Genomic DNA, 22581 nt, shown 5'->3' on the forward strand with positions numbered 1-22581 from the left:
TTTCCCTTAGCAACATTACTCGCTCAGGTTCTTTGGGTATGATCTCAGCTCGTTATTTAGAGCACCCCTTTGAGACAGTGCAAATGTAGTGTTAAAAAATTAAATTCCAAGAATTGAAATTCCAATTTCCAATTTAACTCCAAGAAGCAGGCTGTTTGAATTTAGACCAGAGCGATAGCGAACAGGGATTTTATTCTAAATTTGGCTTTCTGCGTGATTGCTTTATTTCTGAGATATTCTTTTTATCCTTAATTCTCTTTTTGATCACAGATTTTGGAATCTTGGTTGCTTTACGAACTTTAGGAACAAATAATCCTTTTTTTATAATTTCTAAAAAACGTTTTACAACAATATCTTTGTTTTTAAGCTGACTTCTATCTTCATCACAATTTAATATCAGCATATTTTCAGTTGTTAGACGATGCGCGATATTCGTAAGCAAAAGTAATTTCTCCTCATCAGACAAAGCCTGAGAAGCATTCAAATCAAAAGTCAAAACTACTTTTGAAGAAACTTTGTTTACGTTTTGTCCGCCGGCACCACTGCTTCGAACGGCCTTAAAACTTAATTCTGATATGATTTTATCTATATCCATTATTGTGGCTGATGTGCTGCTTTTAATAAATCATTTACTGTTTTTACCGGATTAAAAGTAATTAACGGAACTGCCACAAAAATAGTCAGCCAGTTCGCCATTGCGCCATTCCATAACCCAGGCAATTCATAACTTTTAACGGTTCTTCCTTCAATACTTTTTTCTACAATAAATCCCGCTTTCGCATCTACAAATTTAAGAAGATCAAATTTTTGATTCTTGTAATTTTTGACCCCGCAAACTAAATCAACAGGATTAAAGTGAGTCGCTGCCGCTAAAATATCCTGCTGCTTTTTATTTGACAAATCTACTTGCGATGTTTCAACTATCTGTAATGATTTCACACCTTTTTCATTCATAACCCAAAAAGGTCCGCCGCCGGGTTCACCCTCATTTTTTACCATACCACAAACACGAATTGGCCTGTCAAGCAAGTCTTTAATTTTATTAATCTTATTTTCTAGAGTAAGCTTATTGAAGTCACTCGTCATTTTTATATTTAGTTTTTCCTTTAAAAAAAGAATAATTTCTTCTAAATTATCTTCTTTTATTTCTTGTTTTTCAAAAGCTTTCAAATAACCAAAAACGATTTGCTGTAATTCAACTAAAACACCCGCTAAAGCTTTTTTATACAGCGTAATTTTATCAATATGATTTTGAATTACGTTATCAATATTTTTTACAAAAATAATATCTGAATCAAGTGCATTCAAATTCTGAATTAATGCTCCATGTCCGCCTGGTCTAAAAACGAGAAGATTCTTTTTATCTCTTACCAATTTATTTTCCTTGTCAACAGTAATCGAATCTGTACCTTTGTCTTGATAAGAATAGCTAATATTGATCTGAATTCCCGAATTTTTTTCTATCTTTTCTTTTAAAACTTTGATTTCTTTTTCAAACAGATTTTGATGCGCTTCTGTTACAGTAAAATGAAGATTCGAAATTTTATTTGATGATGCATAATGCGCACATTCATTCAAATGTTCTTCTATTGGATTTGCGATATACGTTTTATATATATGAAAAGGTAAAACTGCTTTTGGCTTATTCGCAAAGTCAAAATAATCTGAAGAAAGCAATAACTTTATGAAATAAAAATTCTTGTAATCACGATCTAAAGTCTCAAAATCAGGATAAACCAATTTTAATTTTTTATCGATAGTTTTAAAAAAAGGAAACTTATCCATTGCGACAATAAAAATAGAAAGTTCCTTGTCCTTTTTTCTATTGATGTAAGCATTTATGGTTTCTTTTTCAATGTCAAAATCATTCAAAAAAGCACTTAAAAACTTAAACATTCTTGTTGCCGCTCCAGATGCTGGAACAAATTTCTTTATTTTTAAGTTTGATTTTTGATGGTCAAAGAAGTTTGATTTTTGTTCAAATTCATCTTCTGATAAAGTTAGAATTCCGTTGCCAATTGTTGCCGGACTTACCAAATTGCTTTTTGCAATTCCGTTTTCGAAAATTTCCAATTGGTTTAAAACATTTTCAAAAGAAATTCCACGTTCATACAACTGAACAAAATCTGATGACGAAAAGCCACGTTCTTTGGCTATTATCAAATCATCTACAATTGCAGTAGCTTTTGCTAAACGGCTTTTTTCATCACCAGACAACGTTATAAAAGGTTTATTGTTGTCAATCAACGTTTGTTTGAAAACAGAAAAAACGGTTTGTCTTCCGTCAGGCGAATCGCGAATATCATCTTTTTCCCAAGGAACATCAATATCTGTCAGAAAAAACAAATCGTATTCGTGTTCTAAGGCTGCTTCATTTAAAAGCGGATCGCAAAAACCATAATACATTTCAGAAAAAACTTTTGTGACCATCAAATTAGTATCACAAAATAAATATTTATTTGCTGTAGAAAGCTTTTGATTTTCTAGTTCGGTTTGACCATATGCAATAGGCAACATATCATCTGCTGTGCAAATCTGCTGATTTTCTTCCCATTTTTTCTGCAGATAATCACGTGCAAATTCAGGAACCCATTCGGTTTCATAATATGCTGCAAGCTGTTTTGCCAATGTGGTTTTCCCTGTACTTTCAGGTCCAAATAAAGCAATTTTTATGATTGTTGTTTTTTGCTGTCTAAGATTTTTCTCCATTCTAAATAAGCTGAAATAGCCAAAATTGTAAAAATTAAATATTGAAGTGACAGCATCCCTAAGCCACGATAAGCATAAAGAGGCACTACAATAATATCGCCAATAATCCAAAGTGTCCAGTTTTCGATTTTTTTCCTGGCCATGTACCACATTCCCGCAAAAAATATTCCAGACGATATCATATCGACATAATTGTCATTGTGTATTTCGTAATCGAAATATTTATAAATCCCGAAAACTACAAAAACAGTAACAATAAACAGTGCTATTCCGATTATTTTTTCATTAAAATTTGTACGAGTAATAGGCAAATTATCTTCAGTAGTGCCGCCTTTTGCCCAAACGTACCAGCCATATATACTCATAATCGAGAAATAAGCATTAATGATCATATCTCCAATATAACCCGCAACATATAAAAGATAGACTGAAATTACTGTTGCAATTAGCCCAGTTGGATAAACCCAAATGTTTTCTTTTTTAGCAAACCAGACACTTAAAATTCCAAAAACAAAGACCAAAAACTCTAAAGCAATATGCCATAACGGAGCATTTTTGTAACTATCGAGAAAAAAATCTATCATTTGACTGGTTGTTTTGTTTGGTTATTTAAGTTCAAAAAAGTGACTGTCGTTTTCAAAAGCAGTTCCAATAACTACTAAATCGGCACCAGCGTTGTATGCATTTTGAATTCCGTGCAAATCTACAATTCCTCCTCCAACAATTATCGGAATTTCAATATTTTGCGAAATTAACTGTATCATTTTCAACGGAACTGCATTTTTCGCTCCGCTCCCCGCTTCTAAATATATTAATTTGTTTCCCAACATTTCCCCTGCCTGAGCTGTAGCTAAAACCAAATCGAAATTTTCACGATTAAGCGGTTTTGTTTTACTTACTCTTGCAACCGCAGTTTCGTTACCGCTTTCTATTAAAATATATCCTGTCGAAATAACTTCAAGATTTGTCTTTTTTAAAATCGGTGCTGCCTGAACTTGATATTCTATTAGATAATCTGGATTTCTCCCAGATAATAAAGACAAAAATAAAATCGCATCTGCCTGTGGCGAAATCTGCGAAGGATCACCAGGAAATATAACAACTGGCAAGTTTGTTTTTAGTTTTAATGAAGCAATTAAATCTTCTATAATTGCAGTCTTAACAATACTTCCTCCCACAAAAATATGTGTCGCCGGAGATTGATTTATTTTAAATAATAAATGATCAAGTTTTTCCCATACAATTTTATCTGGATCTAAAAGTATGGCCAATAATTTTTGTCCTTCTTTTTTAGCTTCCAAAATCTGCTGGTGTATATTAAGTACTTTTTGCCGCATAATGGGCGTAAAAGTAAAAGTTTTTTAGTGCAGAAGAACTATTTTGAATCAATTATATTTGTAGAATAGATTTTGATAACCAAAGAACAAATTTATGATTGCTCCTGAATTGTTAGAAAAATATGGTGCGCTAAAAAAATCTTTTGCCAAAACACCCATTGTTTTTGAAGAAGGAAATCTCCCAGCTTACTATTATCAGATTATTTCTGGCGAGGTAAAAATGAGCAATTATAATGATGATGGACGAGAATTTATTCAGGGAATTTTTTATAAACAGCAATCATTTGGAGAACCGCCATTATTTCTGAATCAAAAATATCCTGCAAATGCCATTGCTGTTGAAGATTCCGAAATTCTTCTTCTTCCAAAAAATAATTTCATGAAACTGCTGGAAGAAAACGTGATTATCAGCATTAAAATAATCGAAAATTTAGCGCAGCGACTGTATTACAAATCGGTTATGGCGGCAGAAATGTCGACACATGAACCTGAACACCGAGTTTTAAAATTGATCGATCACGGAATCGCTTATTTTAATTTTAAGAAAGATCCAAACGGTTACCTCATCAATTTTACCAGACAGCAAATTGGCGACTTAACCGGTTTGCGCGTAGAAACTGTAATTAGAACTATAAAAGCTTTAGAAAAAAAAGGCGAATTGAAGATTATAAACAGAAAAGTATACAGATAAAATAATTCTTGTTTTATGATTTAAGTCATAAAACGCAACGGTATTGCGAGCGTATCTTTGTGGTATAAAAATCTCAATATCATGACACTATATCAAACAACATTCGAAAACTTCAATAAAAGTTACATGGGTTCTGCTGCAATGGCGGTAATTGGTCAAAGCTGTTTAGGCGGCGTTGCTGCAATGTACATTCTTTCTCACGGAACCTCAATTGGACAAATGATGCAGCTGGCAATTATTGTTTTAGCCTCTGTTTTTGCCAACACTTCAATTTTGGCACAAATGAAACATAAAGTGGTTTTTAATCTTATTATTTTAAGCGCTATATTAAGCGTCTTCCTTATAGTTTTGAATAGTTTTGTACTATGAAAAAGCAAATAAAAAATAGAACTGATGTGGAATTTTTAGTACATCAGTTCTATTCTAAAATAAGAGCAGATGAAGAAATTGGCTTTTATTTTAATACGATGATAAAAAACTGGGACGCGCATCTCGAAAAACTGACTGATTTTTGGGAAACCAATTTGTTTGCCGTAAAAAAATACAAAGGAAATCCGCATGCTGTTCATAATGAAGTTGATGCTCGTTTCAACGGTCAGATTACCTCGAATGAATTCGGAATCTGGCTCAACTACTGGTTTCAGACTTTAGAAGAATATTTTGAAGGTGAAAATGTAGAAATCCTAAAAAGACGCGCCCGTAAAATGGGAACTTTTTTGTTTGTGAGTATGTTTGAACATCGTAAAAAAATGGCTGAGAATTCTCTAGAATAACAATTGTCATTGTATTATTTGTCATTTCGATCCCGAGGCTTCGGGATCAAAATGACAAGATTGTAGTTATTTCCTAAATAAAAAAGAATCAGGATTTAATTTATCAACTACTTCTCAAAAGCATAAACCAGAGTAAACTTTCCTTCAAAATTATCTGATTTGATTTCTTCATAATGCACATCAAAATCTTTGATCAAATCATTAAAATAAAGACTTGCATGAGTTTGAGGATTATCTAAAGAAAAATCTCCAATTCGAATATGATCTTTAAAACTGATTCCTTTTTCGTTTCTGATTTTAAAGATCGCTTCTTTTGCTCCCCAGATTACAGTAAGTTTTTTTACGTATTCCTCTAAAAAATTTGGGTTTAAATATTCAAATTCGGTATCAACAAATTTATCAGCAATGCGTAGGATTTTTTCGCGCTGTAATTCCATGTCTATTCCAACGGTTTCATGACTTATAATAATAGCTGCAAAATGATACGAATGCGTAATCGAAATATAATTATGACAATCAAAATAAGGTTTCCCGAATTCGTCATAATGTAAATCTTTATCTGTAAAACCCATTTCCTGAATCAGCATACGAACACTCAAAAAAGCACGCTGATGCATCTGTGATTTCATTCCGTTCAATCGCAGCTTTGTTTTTTCTTTCAGGACAACTTTACTCAACAATTCCTCAAAAGATTCGGTTATTTCCCAAATTAAGATTTTAGTAGTTTCGTTGAATTGTATGGTCTGAAATAAAGGCATGCTTTTTAATTATGAATTACGAATGGTTAATTATAAATTATTTTTCTTTTGAAAATGAAACTTCTTCATGAATATCTGGTCTTTATAGTCCTAATGGTCCCGAAGCTTCGGGAGGCATCCTTTTATGGCGGAGTTCACCATAAAGATAAAGCGGACAGCAGGATTAGCGTATAAAAACCTTTATAACTAACATTCTAGAGATTAAGAAATTAAACATTTCACAAATCTTATAGAAGTTAGTAAAAATTATAAAGTTATTACGTAAATTTGCAAAAAATATTACAATATACAAATATACTATAAATGAGTACTACAACTACGCCTTATGTGGCTTTCAAAGTAAAAGACATTTCTCTAGCGGCTTGGGGAAGAAAAGAAATTGAATTAGCTGAAGCTGAAATGCCAGGTTTAATGGCGCTTCGTGCTGAATATAAAGACGAACAGCCTCTTGCTGGTGCTCGTATCGCTGGATGTTTGCACATGACGATTCAAACTGCTGTTTTGATCGAGACTTTAATCGCTCTTGGTGCTGAGGTTACTTGGTCTTCTTGTAACATTTTCTCTACTCAAGATCAAGCTGCCGCTGCTATTGCTGCTGCTGGAATTCAAGTTTATGCTTGGAAAGGTTTAGATGAGCAATCATTTGACTGGTGTATTGAGCAAACTTTATTCTTTGGTGAAGACAGAAAACCATTGAACATGATTCTTGATGATGGTGGAGATTTAACAAACATGGTTATTGATCGTTACCCTGAATTGGTTCCTGGAATTAAAGGTCTTTCTGAAGAAACTACAACAGGTGTTCACAGACTTTACGAAAGAGTAAAAGCTGGAACTTTGCCAATGCCTGCAATCAACATTAACGACTCTGTTACTAAATCTAAATTTGATAACAAATACGGTTGTAAAGAATCTGCTGTAGATGCTGTACGTCGTGCAACTGACTTAATGTTGGCTGGAAAAAGAGTTATCGTTTGTGGATACGGTGATGTTGGAAAAGGAACTGCTGCTTCTTTTAGAGGTGCAGGATCTATTGTAACAGTTACTGAAATCGATCCAATTTGTGCTTTACAAGCTGCAATGGACGGTTATGAAGTTAAAAAATTAAACACTGTAATTGCTAATGCTGATATCATCATTACAACTACAGGAAATAAAGATATCGTTCTTGGAGAGCACTTCGAGCAAATGAAAGACAAAACTGTTGTTTGTAACATCGGACACTTTGATAACGAAATTGATATGGCTTGGTTGAACAAAAACCACGGTGCTTCTAAAATCGAAATCAAACCACAAGTTGACAAATATACAATCGCTGGAAAAGACATCATTATTCTTGCCGAAGGTCGTTTAGTAAACCTTGGTTGTGCTACAGGTCATCCAAGTTTTGTAATGAGTAACTCATTTACAAACCAAACTTTGGCTCAAATCGAATTATGGAAAAACAGCGCTGCTTACAACAATGACGTTTATATGTTGCCAAAACATTTAGATGAAAAAGTTGCTGCTTTGCACTTAGCTAAATTAGGCGTTGAATTAGAAACTTTACGTGACGATCAGGCTGCTTACATTGGTGTTCCAGTTGAAGGTCCATTCAAACCAGAATACTACAGATACTAAATTGATTTTAGATTTATGTCCCAAGACTTCGGGATAGATTTCTGATTTTTTTAGAAATACATTTCAAACCCGACAGATTTTAAAAATCTGTCGGGTTTTGTTTTTTATTTATTACACCTATCATTAAAAAAGAAAGCAAATTATAAGATTATTTTTCATAATTTCGACAATTAACCTTTAAATGGACTCCAACCAACTAACCACATGAGAAAATATTTAATTTTAATATTGCTGATAGTACTTCCTTGTTTATCAAATGCTCAAATGCCAAACTCACCTAGAATGCAAATGACTCAAAGAAATCAGCAATGGACAAATCAGCAAAACCTAAAATGGCACGAAAGACAGATGGGAAACTCAAAGTCTCAAACTGAAATAGCCGAAAAAAAAATAGCCAAAGAAGAAAAGAACAAACATAAATTAGAAGAAAAAATAACACAGTTAAATGCAGATTTAGAAAAACAAAGAAACCAATTAACGGCTCTTGAAAATGTTGCAAACACAAATGATTATTCTAAAAAGGATAGCGAAAAAATAAAAAATCAAATAACAAAGACAGAAGAAAAGCTAAGCAAAACTAAAAACGAACTCGAAACAAGTTCTAAAAAAATTGAAAGCTTAAAACTAGTCGGCCAATTTTCAGTGACAAATAAAGAAGAACTTGAAAAAAAGGAAAAAGAAGATTGAGAGAAAATAAGAGCAAAATAAAATAACAAAACACTCTTAATAAACTTATCACAATGAATGTCTTTTCGGAAACTAATTTATACTAATTTAAAATTTAAAAAATGGATTTCAGAAAAGCAACTATTTCAGATTTATCAGAAATGCAGGAAATGTATATCGAAACCATTAAATGGGTTTGTAAAAATGATTACACTCCACTGCAGATTGACGCATGGGTTTCTGGTCTTAATAACACAGAACGCTGGCTAAAAGTTATTCATAATCAATTTGTTTTATTAGCTCTTATCGAAAATAAAATTGTAGGATACGGAACTCTGAAAGACGGAAATTATATTGATTTCTTTTGCGTTCACAAAAACTATCAGCGCCAAGGAATTGCTGACGAAATCTTTATCAAATTAGAGCTCGAAGCTAAAAAAGAGAATTCAAAAACTATGACAGCTGATGTTAGCATAACAGCGAAACCATTTTTTGAAAAGAAAGGTTTTATCATAAAAGGAGAACAAAAAAACATCCGATTAGGCGTTGAACTTATCAATTACAAAATGGAAAAAGAAATTTAATAGTTATTTTAGTTTTCAGGTATCACAAAACTTGAAACCTGAAACCTGAAACAAAACTAAAAAAACTATTTCCGCAAGTTTCGGATTTTATACCCACAAAAATCACTCGATATTTGTATTATAAAATTGAAGAAAATGAACACACAGGAAAACATCAATTATAATCGAATTGCCGATGCGATAGATTATATCAAAGTTAACTTTAAAGAACAGCCTAACTTAGACGAGGTTGCCGAAAAAGTACATTTAAGTCCGTTTCACTTTCAGCGTTTGTTTACCGAATGGGCAGGAACAAGTCCGAAGAAATTTTTGCAATATATAAGTGTCGAACACGCTAAAAAAATTCTCAAAGAAAACAGTCATGCAACATTATTTGATGCTGCTTTCGATACTGGTTTATCAGGCACAAGCCGTTTACATGATTTATTTGTAAACATTGAAGGAATGACGCCGGCAGAATATAAAAACGGAGGCAAAAACCTTGAAATTAATTATAGTTTTGCCGAAAGTCCGTTTGGTAATATTATCGTTGCGTCAACTCAAAAAGGCGTTTGTTTTATGGCTTTCGCCGAAGATGAAACAATCGGATTTCAGGATTTAAAACACAAATTCCCAAATGCTTCTTTCACAAGAAAATTAGATTTAGCACAACAAAATGCTTTATTTATTTTTCAAAACGATTGGAGCAAATTATCTGAAATAAAATTGCACTTAAAAGGAACCGATTTTCAATTGAAGGTTTGGGAAACTTTACTAAAAATCCCAATGGGAAAGCTTTCTACGTATGGTTCTATTGCACAGCAAATTCAAAAACCAACTGCTTCACGTGCAGTCGGTACTGCAATTGGAAGCAATCCGGTCGCATTTTTAATTCCGTGTCACCGCGTTATTCAATCTTCAGGAACATTTGGAGGTTATATGTGGGGAAATACTCGAAAAACAGCCATAATTGGCTGGGAAGGCGCGCAGTTAAATCAACAATTATAATCAAGACAAAGTATCAGATATGCTGTGTGTATGCGAAAGATTCTTCATTATAAATTCAATCCAAAATTCTTATGCAAAATATACAATCAAAAATTGCTTCTCAAAATTGGGAAAACATCACCGAATCTATGCACGAAAACGGATTTGCAATTATTCCAAAAATCCTCACTAACGAGGAATGTGAGGATTTAAAATTCGATTATGACAATCCAAATTTATACAGAAAAACAGTTGTAATGGAGCGCTATCGTTTTGGCTTAGGCGAATATAAATACTTTAATTATCCGTTGCCAGATTTGATTCAGAATATTCGAACCTCAATTTATCCGAGGTTAGCACCAATTGCAAATTCTTGGATGAAAGCTTTGAACATCAATACTGTTTTTCCTCAAACGCATGAAAAACTATTAGAACAATGTCATGATAATAATCAGCTCAAAGCCACGGTTTTAATTTTAAAATACGAAAAAAGCGGATTTAATACTTTACATCAAGATTTATATGGAGATGTTTTTTTTCCAATTCAAATTGTGCTTTTCCTAAACGAACCTGACCAAGATTTTACCGGAGGGGAATTTGTCTTGACACAACAAACGCCGAGAGCGCAATCTAAAGCAATTGTTTTAAAACCTAAAAAAGGAGACGTTTTGGTTTTTACGACTAATTTCAGACCTGTAAAAGGAACAAAAGGATATTATCGGGTCAATATGAAACATGGCGTGAGCGAAATTCATTCTGGCGAGCGTTTTACTTTGGGAATTATATTTCATGATGCGTTAAGTTGAGGTTCAAAGTTGCAGAGGTACAAAAGTATACTTAGGCAACAGTATATCTGTAGAGACGCACCGCAGTGCGTCTAACGTCACGTATTTCCATTGAGAATCTTTGTCGACAATCTTTGCATAGACGCACTGCGGTGCGTCTCTACAAAATAAAAAATCGTAAATTATTAGGAATGCTTCAACATAATAAAATTTCAGATTCAGATCTTCGAAATAAAATTAAAAATTCGGAGATTTGCCTTGGCGGCAACCAAAAATTAAAAATCTACGGAACATTAAAATGTGCTTCCGGAAAAAGAATGAAACGCGAAAATCGGGTTTTCTTTTTATCTGAAAATGAAGCACTACAAAAAGGTTTCAGACCCTGTGGTCATTGTATGAGAACCGAATATTTAAAATGGAAAAATGGACTTATTTAATACTCAAATAGACGAAACTACAAACCTGCTTCCGAAAGATGGAACTGTAAATTATTATGGAAAATTGTTTTCGAGAGAAGAAGCCGATTTCTATCGTGATATTCTGTTAAATACAATTGAATGGAAAAATGATGAAGCTATTATATTTGGAAAATTAATTTTAACCAAGCGAAAAGTAGCCTGGTACGGCGATCAGGAATTCGAATATACCTATTCAAACACTACAAAAAAAGCACTTCTTTGGACAACTGAATTATTAAAGTTAAAAACTTTTCTTGAAGAAAAAACCGGAGAAACATTCAATTCTTGTTTACTTAATTTATATCATTCTGGCGATGAAGGAATGGCTTGGCACAGCGACGCCGAAAAAGATTTAAAAAAGAACGGCGCAATTGGCTCATTAAGTTTTGGTGCAGAAAGAAAGTTTGCCTTCAAACATAAAGAAACCAAAGAAACCGTTTCTTTAATTTTAGAACACGGCAGTTTACTGGTTATGAAGGATGAAACACAAACGCATTGGCTGCATCGTTTGCCTCCAACAAAAACAACTCAAAAACCGAGAGTAAATTTAACTTTTAGAACGATTGTGAAATAGAATTTAGTTTCGAAACCTAACAGGTTTTTAAAACCTGTTAGGTTTGTATTTCGAATATTACTTTTTAGCTATAACATTTTCATAAGATCGTATCAAAGCATCTTCAAACATTTCTGGTCTTACTTTTGAAAGTTCAACAATGGTCCAGCCTTGTTTTCCCCATTTATTCGGAATTGGATAAAAAATCATTTCGCTTGATGCACAAAAAACAGATTGATCGATTTCGTTTAATTTTAAAACAGCTTGATTGTTTTTTTCATCAAAACTCGAGAAGATTTTCTTGTTGACACGAAAAGAAGTTTTCTCAAAATGAGGTTCTTCGGTTGCATCTGGAAAAGACATTGCTAATTTTCTGAATGTTTCAATAGAAACCATAATTGCTAATTTAAATTAAACTTAAATTTACCACCCTTGATTCAAGCCATTTTTAAGGACTTCTTCATATTTATCTTTATCAAACGAATATAAATTGGGTGCTTTATGGGCAACGTTGCTTTTCTTTTCGTCGAGTTTTGTCAGGATTCCGATGTTGGTGATTTTTCGGAGAAAGTTTCTTCTGTCCAGTTTTTTATCTAAAATAGTTTCGTACAATTTCTGAAGTTCCGGAATCGTAAATTTTTCGGGCAATAAATTATAGCCAATAGGCATTAAATTCAATTCAATTCTTAAAGTGTCTAAAGCTTTGCCTAGAATTTCTTTGTGATCTAAAATAAGTGCTGGCACTTCTTTATGATCAATCCATTCTATCACCTCATCTTTATTTGCTGGTTTCGGAATGGTTTTCAAAAAGTCGACTAAAGCATAATAACCAATGGTAACAAATCGCTGTGTGAGCCATTTGCCTTTTTCTTCGTCAATTTTCAGATATTTGAGTACTTCTTTTCCAAAATGTTGATCGTTTCGTTTTATTTTTCCAAAAGTCGCAAATTGTCTTAAAAAGATACCTTCAACTCCAGTTCGTTCGTTTAGAACTGTAACGGCCGCAGTATCAATATCCTGATCTATCGGAATAAATCCGCCGGGCAGGGACCATGTTTGACTGTTTGGAATTTTAATCAACAAAACTTTAAGCTGATTATCATGAAAACCAAAAATCACACAGTCAATAGAAAGTCCGGGCTGATAATTTTGATTATTTTCTATAATGTCTCTTAACATTCTAATTTCAATTTAATACAACTTTTTTATCTCGAATAATCTGCCAATTTAGTTCATTTTCTTAAAACCAAATCACTTTTGCCTTAATATCTCTAAAGAGAAATACTCTAAAAGAAGTGTATGAATTACAATTTTAACTTAAAATTTAAGTGCAATTTAAAAAAAATAAGTACATTGCGTCATAATAACACATTAAAAAACATGTTATTCTTTTTTAGATACTTAAGAAAGCCAATGCAAGAGATATGAATACCAATCCGTTAAAAAATATCAACAAAAAAATAAGAAATAAAATTTGGACATCATTCGGATTTGTTTCGAAAACATATCTATTAGAAGAATCTATAAAATACAGTCAAGAGCAAGAAAAAATTTTCAACCAAATGATTGTTGAGACTGAGGCAAAGGATAAAAAAGCAAAACGCGAAGCATTTGACAAGGCGTTATATGCATCATATAAAGGAATTGGCGCTATGGATTTTATAAATACAGTTCTGAAATAATTCAAAACCCATTTATAAAATCCATAACACCAAATTTGAATTTTAAATTTGTTATTACTCTAATTCAAACCCCATTTTTAATTTAATATCTGCTGACGAAGCTCCAATCATTAATTCGAATTCTCCTGGTTCAGCTGTCCATTCTAATTTATTATTGTAGAAAGAAAGTTTTTCTTTATCGATTGTAAATTCTATAGTTTTTGTTTCTCCAGCATTTAATTTTACTTTTTGAAAATCTCTCAATTCTAAAACCGGACGAACTACAGATCCAAATTTGTCTTTTAAATACAATTGCACCACTTCTTCACCAGCCACTTTTCCAACATTTGATAATTGAAAAGAAACTTTAATTGTTTCATTAGTTTTCATTTTTGCTGAAGAAAGCTTCAAACCTGAATACTCGAATTTGGTATAACTCAAACCATATCCGAAAGGAAATTTAGGTGAGTTCTTTAAATCAATATAAGCAGAAACATAATTTTTTGAATCTTCATCTTTGGCTGGTCTTCCTGTACTAAAATGATTGTAATAAATTGGTACTTGACCTACTTCCCTAGGAAAAGTCATTGGCAGTTTCCCTGACGGATTGTAATCTCCAAATAAAACATTTGCGATTGCATTTCCAGCTTCAGTTCCTAACCACCAAGTATATACGATTGCAGGAACGTTATCTGCTGTCCAATTAAAAATAAGCGGTCTTCCTGCATTTACTAAAACCACAACTGGTTTTCCTGTTGCCTGAATTGCTTTTACTAAATCTTCCTGAACGCCTGGCAAACCAAGATTGCTTCGGCTTTTTGCTTCACCGCTCATGTCGCGTCTTTCTCCAATACTCAAAATAACAACATCAGCTTGTTTTGCTGTTGCAACTGCTTCGGCAAAACCATCTTTACTATCGCCATCAACTTCACAGCCTTTTGCGTAAAGCAATTTGGTGTTTTTTCCCACTTTGTTTTGCAAACCATCCCATTGAGAAACGACCCATTTATCGTAATTTACATCTGGTAATTCTACAGACCAAAAACCCATATTGGCTTTGTATTCTTTCACCATTGGCCCAATGAAAGCAATCGTTTTCAAGTTTTTAGAAAGTGGTAAAGTTTGGTTTTCATTTTTCAGTAAAACGATACTTTTTTCAGCAACTTCAAGTGCTGCTTTCCTATTTTCAGGATTACTCAAGGCTTTTTCAGCTCTTTTATCATTTGAATATCTGTAAGGATCTTCGAATAAGCCTAACTCATATTTTTTACGCAAAATACGTTTCACAGCATCATCAATTAAATCGATGGAAACTCTTCCTTCTTTAACCAATGCAGCTAAATTATATCGGTAAGCATTACTTTCCATATCCATATCACTTCCGGCAGTAATGGCTGCATAAGCTGCTTCTTTAAGATCTTTTGAGTAACCATGAGCGACCATTTCTCCAATAGAACCCCAATCTGAAACTACGAAACCTTGAAAGTTCCATTTGCCTTTTAAGATATCGCGCTGTAAATGTGCATTTGCAGTAGCCGGAATTCCGTTTAAATCATTAAATGAATTCATAAAAGTTGCTGCACCGGCATCTAAAGCTGCTTTAAAAGGAGGCAAATACGTTTCTAAAAGCATTCTTTCACTCATATCAACAGAGTTATAATCTCTTCCACCCACTCCTGCTCCGTAAGCTGCAAAGTGTTTGACACAAGCCATAACAGAGTTTAAATCTCCCAGTTTATTTCCTTGAAAACCTTTTACTCGAGCGTAAGCAATTTTAGATCCTAAATAAGTATCTTCTCCAGCGCCTTCCATTACGCGTCCCCAACGCGGGTCACGCCCAATATCCACCATTGGTGCAAATGTCCAGTGAATACCACTTGCAGAAGCTTCTGTAGCCGCAACTCTAGCAGCCAATTCAATTGCTGGTAAATCCCAGCTCGCAGCCTCGGCTAACGGAATTGGAAATGTTGTTTTATAACCGTGAATAACATCTTGGCCAAACAACAACGGTATTTTAAGACGTGACTGCATCGCCAATTCCTGATATTGTCTGGTATATTTTGTTCCGATGATATTTAGCATCGAACCTACTAAACCAGCTTTTATCTCCGCTTGTTTATTTGGATTTATTGTAATTGGACCCGTTGCTGAATTATCGCCTGTGTATTGATTTAACTGACCCATTTTTTCTTCAATAGTCATTTTCTTCAATAAAGCATTTACTTTCTGATCGATAGTTTCTTGCTGTGCGGCCGCAAAAAACGTGACCATCAACAAGGCAAATGTTGTTATTTTTTTCATTTAATTAATTTTGATTACCAAACATAAGTTGCTACTGCACCTGCATTTAAAGTAGTTGAAATTTGTTTTTGATTGTATTTGATATTGAATGTTTGTGCTGCAGTGCCGTCATTTTCTACAATTAGAACAATTTGTCCTGATGGCGTTTTGAAAGCGACATTATAAAGATTTCCGCTAATATTACTTCCAATTCTAACTGATCCTTCAGGAACAAACTTCGAAGCGTGACCAATAATATAATAACCCACTTCTCTCTTAATATTATGATTTTGATCAATCATTAAAGCGCCTTTACAAGTCGAGCAGCCACCCGGCGTAAAAGGTTTGTAATACTCATCATTAGCCAATCCCCATGAAAGCGCATTTACACTCCAGTTGCGCATAGAACCAATTACCACATTTTTCACGCTCCATTTCAAATCATCAGCAAAACTGCTTCCTGAACCTGTATATTGTTCTGTAAAATATAAATCTTTATTAGGAAATGCATCGTGAACTGTTGTCAATGCACTAATATCTCCTTCATATAAATGGAATGCTGAACCCGCAACAAAGGGATTCGCTTTTGCATCTTTTAAAATAGTTAACGGATATTCGGGTTTGTTGCAATTGTGATCGTAAACCACGATTTTGGTTTTGATATTTGCTTTCGCGAAAGCGGGCCCTAAATGATTACCGATAAAATCTGCCTGCTGTTCTGCAAACATTAACAAACTAGGATTGTTTCTTGGATGCAAAGGTTCATTTTGAGGTGTTATAGCATCAACTACAATTCCTTGCGCTTTCATTGCCTGAATATATTTCACAAAGTATTCTGCATAAACCTGATAATATTTAGGCTGTAAGCTTCCTCCTTTTGAGCTTCCGTTGTCTTTCATCCAAACAGGAGGCGACCAAGGAGAACCCATGATTTTTATTTTTGGATTTATTGCCAAAATCTCTTTTAAAAGCGGCACGACATCTTTTAAATCCGGACCAAGATTAAAATGTTCAAGTTTTAAATCGGTTTGGCCTTCTGGCATGTCGTCATACGAAAAAACTTTTTCATTCAAATCAGATGCACCAATACTAATTCGCAAATAGCTCAACCCAATTGCATCATTTTTTCTAGAAAACAATTCTTGAAGCAGGGCTTCTTTTTTAGTTTTATCTAACTTTAAAATGGCTTGTGCGCTTCCTCCAGTTAATGAAAATCCAAAACCTTCAATGGTTTGGAATTTCTGGGAAGCGTCTACTGAAATAGTTGGGTTTGAATTGGTTTTTGAATTAAAAACCAAATCGTTTTGTTTTTGCAATTTTGATGTTTCGTCTACAGTCGTAATCCAAGATGCTGCTTTACCAGAATTGGATACTGTAGTTTTTGAAGATCCACATTTCATTTGAACTGCAATAAGTGGCAGTAAAAGTAAAATTTGAAGTTTTTTGCTGCTGTTTTTCATTTTTAATCTATTTCTATTAAGACAGGCAAATGATCCGAAGGATATTTTAAATCTTTAGAATCACTTAGAACTGCATGTTTTTGAATTTTGAGCCCGCTATTTTTAGAAACAAAAATGTAATCTATCAATAATTTTACTGGCTCATTATGTTTAAAACCGTTGAAAGTTCCTGATGGCCCAAAAGGCTTTTCTTTCGAAACTTCTCTGGTGTCGTCCATCACTTTTTTGATTTCAGCAATTTGTGGCGTATTCGGTTCAGAATTGAAATCTCCCATTAAAAAAGCTGGGTATTTTTTCGAATTGAGTTCGCTTATTTTTTTCAAAACAAGCTGTACGCCTTTTACTCTAGCTACTTCGCCCATATGATCAAGATGCAGATTAAAAACCCAAAACGTTTTTTTAGTTTTTAAATCGGTAAAAAGTCCATATGTACAAACTCTATTGCAAGCAGCATCCCAGCCTCTTGAAACTACATTTGGTGTTTCTGAGAGCCAAAATGTATTAGAGTTCTCTACCTTAAAACGATCTTTTTTATAATAAATCGTACAAGCTTCTCCTGTTGCGCCTTCTTCTCTTCCTATTCCAAATTTGTTATAATTTGGCATAGCCGATGCGATATAATCAACTTGGGGCGGTGTTGCTTCCTGAACTCCAAAAATATCCGGACTATAAAATTGTATTTGAGATGTAAAATACTCTTTTCGGTTAGGCCAGGCATTTTCTCCGTCAGAAGCATTATCCAAACGAATGTTATAAGTCATAATTTTTAAATTTTGACCATAAAATGACCCACTTACCAAAAGCATCATTACTACTAAAACAATTGTATTTATCTTTTTCATGTTTAAAAATTTTATTCCTGTAAAGCTAGCTGTTCATGAGCTTTAGAAGAAAAAATTAATTTAAAACTTATGTTAATTATACACTCTCACATAATCGACTTCAAAAGTTGCATTAGCAAAATTTGGATCGACTGCTCCTCCAAAATTTCCTCCCATAGCCAAATTTAAAATCAGGAAAAAGTTTTGATTAAAAGGAGTTGAAGCAGCATTTGCATAGGTATAAAACAATTTATCATCTACGTAAAACTTAATGCTTTCAGGACTCCAATCTGCTGCATAAACATGAAATTCTGTTGCCGAATTTGGAACCGTTGTAGTTGCAGTATCTGGCGTATTTCCTGAGCGCCCAGGCGAATGTAAAGATGAATGATTTACGTTTGGGTTATTCCCAACCGATTCTAATATATCAACTTCACCGCATAAAGGCCAGCCTGCAGTATCAATGTTATCGCCCAACATCCAGAATGCTGGCCAAGTACCGCCACCAACTGGGAGTTTTGCACGAACTTCGGCTCGACCGTATTTAAAAGAAAATTTTCCTTTTGTAAGCAATCTTGCAGAAGTATAATGGCTTCCTAAATATTCTTCTTTTATGGCTTTTATTTTTAGGGTTCCGTTTGAGATAATTACATTTTCTGGTCGAGTAGTGTAATATTCTAATTCGTTATTCCCCCAGCCGTCTCCAGTTCCTGTGTTGTAACCCCACTTTGAAGTGTTTGGGGCGCCATCAGCATCAAATTCATCTGCCCAAAGCAATTTTCTGGAAACAAAAACATTTACAGAAGTTGTTGAACTCACAAACTGCGCACCGTTATAAGCTGAAACGATTATTGGATAATTTTTAGTTCCCGAAGCTGTAAATTCATAAGTAAAATCACCAGTGAAAATTTCTTTAAGCTGATTATCAATCAAAACTTTATATGAAGTTGCGTTTGAAGCAGTTATCGTTAAATGTATTTTTCCGCTTCCGTCGCCATCTGGTTTATCGGCTGTCTTGCCAAGTACTTCAACCTGAACAGAAAGATTTGAAGGTGCAACAACAACTGGTGTATCATCTGCTGCATCATTACTGCTGCTGCAAGACTGAAATACAAACAATAAGATAAATGTTAAAACACCTACTTTGTTTATGAGATTATTTATTTTCATCTTTTATTAATTTGAGTTTGTAATTACTTGTTTAAAAAATCTAAATAATTCAAATTAAAGCCTCCTTTTTCGAAAACTACTTTGATTTTATTTGTTCCTGTATTTAGCTCAACTCCAGATAAAATAATGGTCTCCCATTTATCATTTCCTCCAGTTGCAGGAAGAACGATTGTTTCTGATTTTTTGCCATTTTCTGTTTCAAAATGAAGTTTGCCTTCCGCTTTTTCGCTTGAATAGCGAATGGCAACCTTATATGAGTTTTGCTTCTTAACTTCTGATGTAAATTGCAGCCATTCTCCATCTTCTATAAATGAAACCTGATAACCGTTAGAACCAGCATCTTTGCAAGGCAAAATATCAACACCATCGTTACGCATTGTATTTCCTTTGTTCCATTGGTCGAAGTTTCCTGTCGCCACTTTATAATTCACAAAATCTTTATCAGAATAAGCAAATCCGTTTGTTCCTAAATCATATTGAGTGGCAATAATTTTTCCTGGAATTATATGGTTTTTGTATGGTTTGGTATCGTTTGTCTGTACTTGTCTGAACATCGCATCGATAACATCTGGCTTAACCGTTACGTTTTGCATTTTGTAATTATCTGCCATTTTCATCAATGTTTTTTTGGCAAATTCTGGATTTGGTTTTTGACCTCCATCTTTCCAGTATTTCAGCAGAACATCATATTCTGGAATTTTAGTTACCGAAGTTACACCCGCAATATTTTCTATTTTTTTCATTGGCCAAAAAGCCCATCCAATATTGTTAGTTTCAACCAATGTCAAGGCATCTTTAAACCAGACATTAGAATTTTCTCCACTTTCTCCCAGCCAAATCGGAACATTGTATTGTGTTCTATAGTCCAACATTTTCTGAATCGATTCTTTGTCGTTGTAATTCCAATATTTATGAAAACTCAACGCCATATTTTCATCCCATAAAGGAAAAATTCCGTTGTAATTATTCCCCCAGCAATTTCCTTCGATAACTACCATATGGTTAATATCGACTTCGCGGATTGCCTTTGTAATGGCAACCATCAAATCTCTTAAAGGCCCGTTTGAATTTTCATCACAGCCATTTTTATTCGTTCCGGTAAAATTCCAGTTTGGTTCGTTGATAATATCGTAAGCACCAATCCAAGGATTATCTCTGTAACGAGAAGCCAGTTTTTTCCATAGAGCAATCATTTTTTTCTGATTTGCTTCGCTTTCCCAAAGCGATGGTTTTGTAGTGTCATAATCAGATATTGCAGCGTCGTTTCCTTGACCTCCAGGAGTTGCATGCAAATCTAAAATAAGGTATATTTTATTTTCGGCACACCATTTAAGCAAATTATCTGTCATTGTGAAACCTTCTTCTATCCAAGTAATTTCACCATTTTTTTCTTCTTGAATTGATGGTGTATATAAATTGTAATGCATAGGTAAACGAATCGAATTGAAACCCCATTTTGCCAGTGAATCGATATCTCGTTTTGTAATTCCGTTTGCTTTGTATGCTGCATAAAATTCTTTTGTTCCCTCTTCTCCAACAACATCTTGAATTTTTTGCTTGATCTTATATTGCGGACTTGCAAAAGGCTGTGTCTGCATCATATATCCTTCCTGCACCATCCATCCGCCTAAACCAAGACCTCTTAATATAATATTTTTGCCATTTCCGTCAACAATCTTTTGTCCGTCTCTGTGCAAAAAACCTTGTCCAAAAGAAGCTATAGTGAACAAAAACTGCGCTATTATAAGTGTTCTTTTCATCTGAAAATTGATTTATTTCCGGTTTAAATTATCTGATTATTTCCAAGTATACGTTCCCACAGCTCCTGCATCTAAAGAAGTTGTGATCCATTTATCATTGAATTTAATATTGAAGATTTCGCTTGCTGCTCCATCATTTTCAACAATTAAAACTTTTGAACCAGATGGTGTAATAAAAGCTACATTTTGCAGATTTCCACTTGAATTACTTGCAATTCTGATTGAGCCTGCCGGAACAAATTTCGACGCATGAGCAATAATATAATACGCAACATTACGCTGAAAAGTATCACTTGTAGTAACTGTCAGCGCACCTTTGCACATTGAACATCCGCCTGCAGTATGAGGTTCGAAAGCACCGTTGTTGGCTAAATTCCATTCTAGTGCATTTTTGCTGTAATTTCTCATTGAGCCGATAACAACATTTCGAACATGCCACTTTAAATCACCTGCAAATTCACCAGCAGAAGATGTCCATTGTTCTGTGAAATACACATTTTTTGTTGGGTAAGAATTGTAAACATTTGTAAGCGCACTGATATCTCCAGCGTATAAGTGAAATGCCGAACCGTCTACAAAAGGAAATGCATCGGCATCAGCCAAAATTGCTTTTGGATAATTTGGATTATCACAATTGTGATCGTAAGCAATAATTTTTACACTAAGATTTACTGCTTTTAATGCAGGACCTAAATTTGTTTTTATAAAATTCGCCTGTTCTCCTGCAGACATATACATACTTGGATTGTTCCCATCATGTAAAGGTTCGTTTTGAGGTGTTACAGCATCAATTGTAATTCCTTCCGCCTTCATTTGCTGAATGTATTTTACAAAATATTTTGCGTAAACATCATAATATTGGGTTTGTAATTTTCCTCCAATAAAGCTGTTTTTATCTTTCATCCAAAGTGGTGCTGACCATGGCGTTGCTAAAATTAGAATCTTTGGATTAATGGCAAGAATTTCTTTCAACAGTGCAATTACTCCTGTTTTATCTTTATCCAAACTAAATTTCGCCAAATCTAAATCCGTATCTCCAGTAGGAAGATCATCATAAGTAAAAGGTGCAGCATTCAAATCCGAGGCACCAATGCTGATTCTTAGATAACTTATTCCAATTGAGTTTTCGCCAGAACCAAATAATTCTTGCAAAAGAGCTGCTTTTTTAGCTGCGTTTAATTGATTAATTACCTCTGCACTTCCGCCTGTTAAAGTATATCCAAAACCGTCTACAGTCTGATATTTTTGAGAAGCATTAACTTCAATGTTTGTATATGTATTAGGCGTAGTTCCAAATCCTAAAGTTCCAGATTGTTTAGCCAGCAAAACGCTTTGATCTCCTTTTGTGAGCCAAAAATCAACATCATTTGTTACTACAACTGGAGGAACAACAACCGGAGGCGTAACAGGCGGATCTACCACATCATTTGAGGAAGAACATTTCACTTGAGCCAATATAGCTGCTGCAAAAAATAGTGCTTTTATCGTGGTTTTTAAATTCAGTTTCATTTTTATAGTTTTTTAGTTAA

The 22581-nt window shown here is 33.9% G+C and carries 24 protein-coding genes; 11 read left to right on the top strand and 13 right to left on the bottom strand.

Going from position 1 to position 22581, the window contains the following annotated elements:
- Positions 1-190 precede the first annotated feature (190 nt).
- Genes arfB through IR010_RS15335 form a run of 4 tightly spaced genes read right to left on the bottom strand, consistent with a single transcriptional unit; the run spans position 191 to position 4046 of the window.
- Complete coding sequence (arfB, locus tag IR010_RS15320; RefSeq protein WP_029271923.1) at positions 191-595, bottom strand: alternative ribosome rescue aminoacyl-tRNA hydrolase ArfB; 405 nt, start codon at positions 593-595, stop codon at positions 191-193.
- On the bottom strand, positions 595-2709 hold the full coding sequence (locus IR010_RS15325) for a DUF4301 family protein (protein ID WP_194605071.1): 2115 nt from the start codon (positions 2707-2709) through the stop codon (positions 595-597). Before IR010_RS15325 ends, arfB begins: the two co-directional genes overlap by 1 nt.
- Positions 2670-3293, bottom strand: a complete 624-nt coding sequence (gene pnuC, locus IR010_RS15330) for a nicotinamide riboside transporter PnuC (protein WP_029271921.1) — start codon at positions 3291-3293, stop codon at positions 2670-2672. The genes IR010_RS15325 and pnuC overlap by 40 nt, the downstream gene beginning before the upstream one ends.
- Positions 3294-3314: 21 nt before the next feature.
- Entirely contained in the window at positions 3315-4046 is a 732-nt protein-coding gene (locus IR010_RS15335) for a geranylgeranylglyceryl/heptaprenylglyceryl phosphate synthase (protein ID WP_194605074.1), read from the bottom strand.
- Positions 4047-4140: 94 nt separating this feature from the next.
- Here IR010_RS15335 and IR010_RS15340 point away from each other — a divergent pair, with 94 nt between their 5' ends.
- The 3 genes from IR010_RS15340 to IR010_RS15350 all read left to right on the top strand — a co-directional run bounded on the left by IR010_RS15340 (position 4141) and on the right by IR010_RS15350 (position 5510).
- Positions 4141-4737 (top strand): Crp/Fnr family transcriptional regulator, encoded by a 597-nt coding sequence (locus IR010_RS15340; protein WP_194605076.1) that lies wholly within the window; start codon positions 4141-4143, stop codon positions 4735-4737.
- An 81-nt stretch (positions 4738-4818) separates the two neighbouring features.
- Positions 4819-5106: a hypothetical protein gene (locus tag IR010_RS15345; RefSeq protein ID WP_029271918.1), complete on the top strand. Its 288-nt coding sequence runs from the start codon at positions 4819-4821 to the stop codon at positions 5104-5106.
- Positions 5103-5510, top strand: a complete 408-nt coding sequence (locus IR010_RS15350) for a group III truncated hemoglobin (RefSeq protein WP_194605079.1) — start codon at positions 5103-5105, stop codon at positions 5508-5510. Before IR010_RS15345 ends, IR010_RS15350 begins: the two co-directional genes overlap by 4 nt.
- A gap of 107 nt (positions 5511-5617) precedes the next feature.
- Here the strand turns inward: IR010_RS15350 and IR010_RS15355 are convergent, their stop codons facing one another.
- Entirely contained in the window at positions 5618-6268 is a 651-nt protein-coding gene (locus tag IR010_RS15355) for a 4'-phosphopantetheinyl transferase family protein (RefSeq protein WP_194568207.1), read from the bottom strand.
- 303 nt (positions 6269-6571) lie between these two features.
- Between IR010_RS15355 and ahcY the strand changes: the two genes are divergently transcribed.
- The 7 genes from ahcY to IR010_RS15390 all read left to right on the top strand — a co-directional run bounded on the left by ahcY (position 6572) and on the right by IR010_RS15390 (position 11921).
- On the top strand, positions 6572-7888 hold the full coding sequence (ahcY, locus tag IR010_RS15360; RefSeq protein WP_029271915.1) for an adenosylhomocysteinase: 1317 nt from the start codon (positions 6572-6574) through the stop codon (positions 7886-7888).
- A gap of 204 nt (positions 7889-8092) precedes the next feature.
- Positions 8093-8575, top strand: a complete 483-nt coding sequence (locus IR010_RS15365) for a hypothetical protein (RefSeq protein ID WP_194605082.1) — start codon at positions 8093-8095, stop codon at positions 8573-8575.
- A gap of 101 nt (positions 8576-8676) precedes the next feature.
- A complete protein-coding gene (locus tag IR010_RS15370; protein ID WP_194605085.1) occupies positions 8677-9138 on the top strand; it encodes a GNAT family N-acetyltransferase in 462 nt (153 codons plus the stop codon).
- 135 nt (positions 9139-9273) lie between these two features.
- Positions 9274-10125, top strand: coding sequence for a methylated-DNA--[protein]-cysteine S-methyltransferase (locus tag IR010_RS15375; protein ID WP_194605088.1), 852 nt, complete (start codon positions 9274-9276; stop codon positions 10123-10125).
- 71 nt (positions 10126-10196) lie between these two features.
- Positions 10197-10910: a 2OG-Fe(II) oxygenase gene (locus tag IR010_RS15380; RefSeq protein WP_194605091.1), complete on the top strand. Its 714-nt coding sequence runs from the start codon at positions 10197-10199 to the stop codon at positions 10908-10910.
- Positions 10911-11080: 170 nt separating this feature from the next.
- Entirely contained in the window at positions 11081-11326 is a 246-nt protein-coding gene (locus tag IR010_RS15385) for an Ada metal-binding domain-containing protein (protein WP_194605093.1), read from the top strand.
- Positions 11313-11921 carry an alpha-ketoglutarate-dependent dioxygenase AlkB family protein gene (locus IR010_RS15390; protein ID WP_194605096.1) on the top strand — a complete coding sequence of 203 codons (609 nt, stop codon included), beginning with the start codon at positions 11313-11315 and terminating at the stop codon, positions 11919-11921. Before IR010_RS15385 ends, IR010_RS15390 begins: the two co-directional genes overlap by 14 nt.
- A gap of 57 nt (positions 11922-11978) precedes the next feature.
- On the opposite strand, the gene IR010_RS15395 is transcribed toward IR010_RS15390, so the two are convergent.
- Both IR010_RS15395 and IR010_RS15400 read right to left on the bottom strand, forming a co-directional pair.
- Positions 11979-12296 (bottom strand): MmcQ/YjbR family DNA-binding protein, encoded by a 318-nt coding sequence (locus tag IR010_RS15395; RefSeq protein ID WP_194605099.1) that lies wholly within the window; start codon positions 12294-12296, stop codon positions 11979-11981.
- 27 nt (positions 12297-12323) lie between these two features.
- Positions 12324-13079: an NUDIX hydrolase gene (locus tag IR010_RS15400; RefSeq protein WP_029271905.1), complete on the bottom strand. Its 756-nt coding sequence runs from the start codon at positions 13077-13079 to the stop codon at positions 12324-12326.
- A gap of 245 nt (positions 13080-13324) precedes the next feature.
- Between IR010_RS15400 and IR010_RS15405 the strand changes: the two genes are divergently transcribed.
- A complete protein-coding gene (locus tag IR010_RS15405; protein ID WP_029271904.1) occupies positions 13325-13582 on the top strand; it encodes a hypothetical protein in 258 nt (85 codons plus the stop codon).
- 54 nt (positions 13583-13636) lie between these two features.
- Here the strand turns inward: IR010_RS15405 and bglX are convergent, their stop codons facing one another.
- The 6 genes from bglX to IR010_RS15435 all read right to left on the bottom strand — a co-directional run bounded on the left by bglX (position 13637) and on the right by IR010_RS15435 (position 22561).
- Complete coding sequence (gene bglX / locus IR010_RS15410; RefSeq protein WP_194605102.1) at positions 13637-15862, bottom strand: beta-glucosidase BglX; 2226 nt, start codon at positions 15860-15862, stop codon at positions 13637-13639.
- Between the two features lie 14 nt (positions 15863-15876).
- Positions 15877-17301 carry a glycoside hydrolase family 30 protein gene (locus IR010_RS15415; RefSeq protein ID WP_194605105.1) on the bottom strand — a complete coding sequence of 475 codons (1425 nt, stop codon included), beginning with the start codon at positions 17299-17301 and terminating at the stop codon, positions 15877-15879.
- Positions 17302-17303: 2 nt separating this feature from the next.
- Positions 17304-18143, bottom strand: coding sequence for an endonuclease/exonuclease/phosphatase family protein (locus IR010_RS15420; protein WP_194568192.1), 840 nt, complete (start codon positions 18141-18143; stop codon positions 17304-17306).
- A 72-nt stretch (positions 18144-18215) separates the two neighbouring features.
- The gene (locus tag IR010_RS15425; protein ID WP_194605109.1) at positions 18216-19292 is read right to left on the bottom strand and encodes a glycoside hydrolase family 16 protein; all 1077 of its coding nucleotides are present in this window, start codon (positions 19290-19292) and stop codon (positions 18216-18218) included.
- A gap of 23 nt (positions 19293-19315) precedes the next feature.
- Positions 19316-21052: a cellulase family glycosylhydrolase gene (locus tag IR010_RS15430; protein ID WP_194605111.1), complete on the bottom strand. Its 1737-nt coding sequence runs from the start codon at positions 21050-21052 to the stop codon at positions 19316-19318.
- Positions 21053-21088: 36 nt separating this feature from the next.
- A complete protein-coding gene (locus tag IR010_RS15435; RefSeq protein ID WP_194568187.1) occupies positions 21089-22561 on the bottom strand; it encodes a glycoside hydrolase family 30 protein in 1473 nt (490 codons plus the stop codon).
- Positions 22562-22581 lie beyond the last annotated feature (20 nt).

The sequence above is a fragment of the Flavobacterium sp. MR2016-29 genome (assembly GCF_015350695.1).
Lineage (GTDB): Bacteria > Bacteroidota > Bacteroidia > Flavobacteriales > Flavobacteriaceae > Flavobacterium.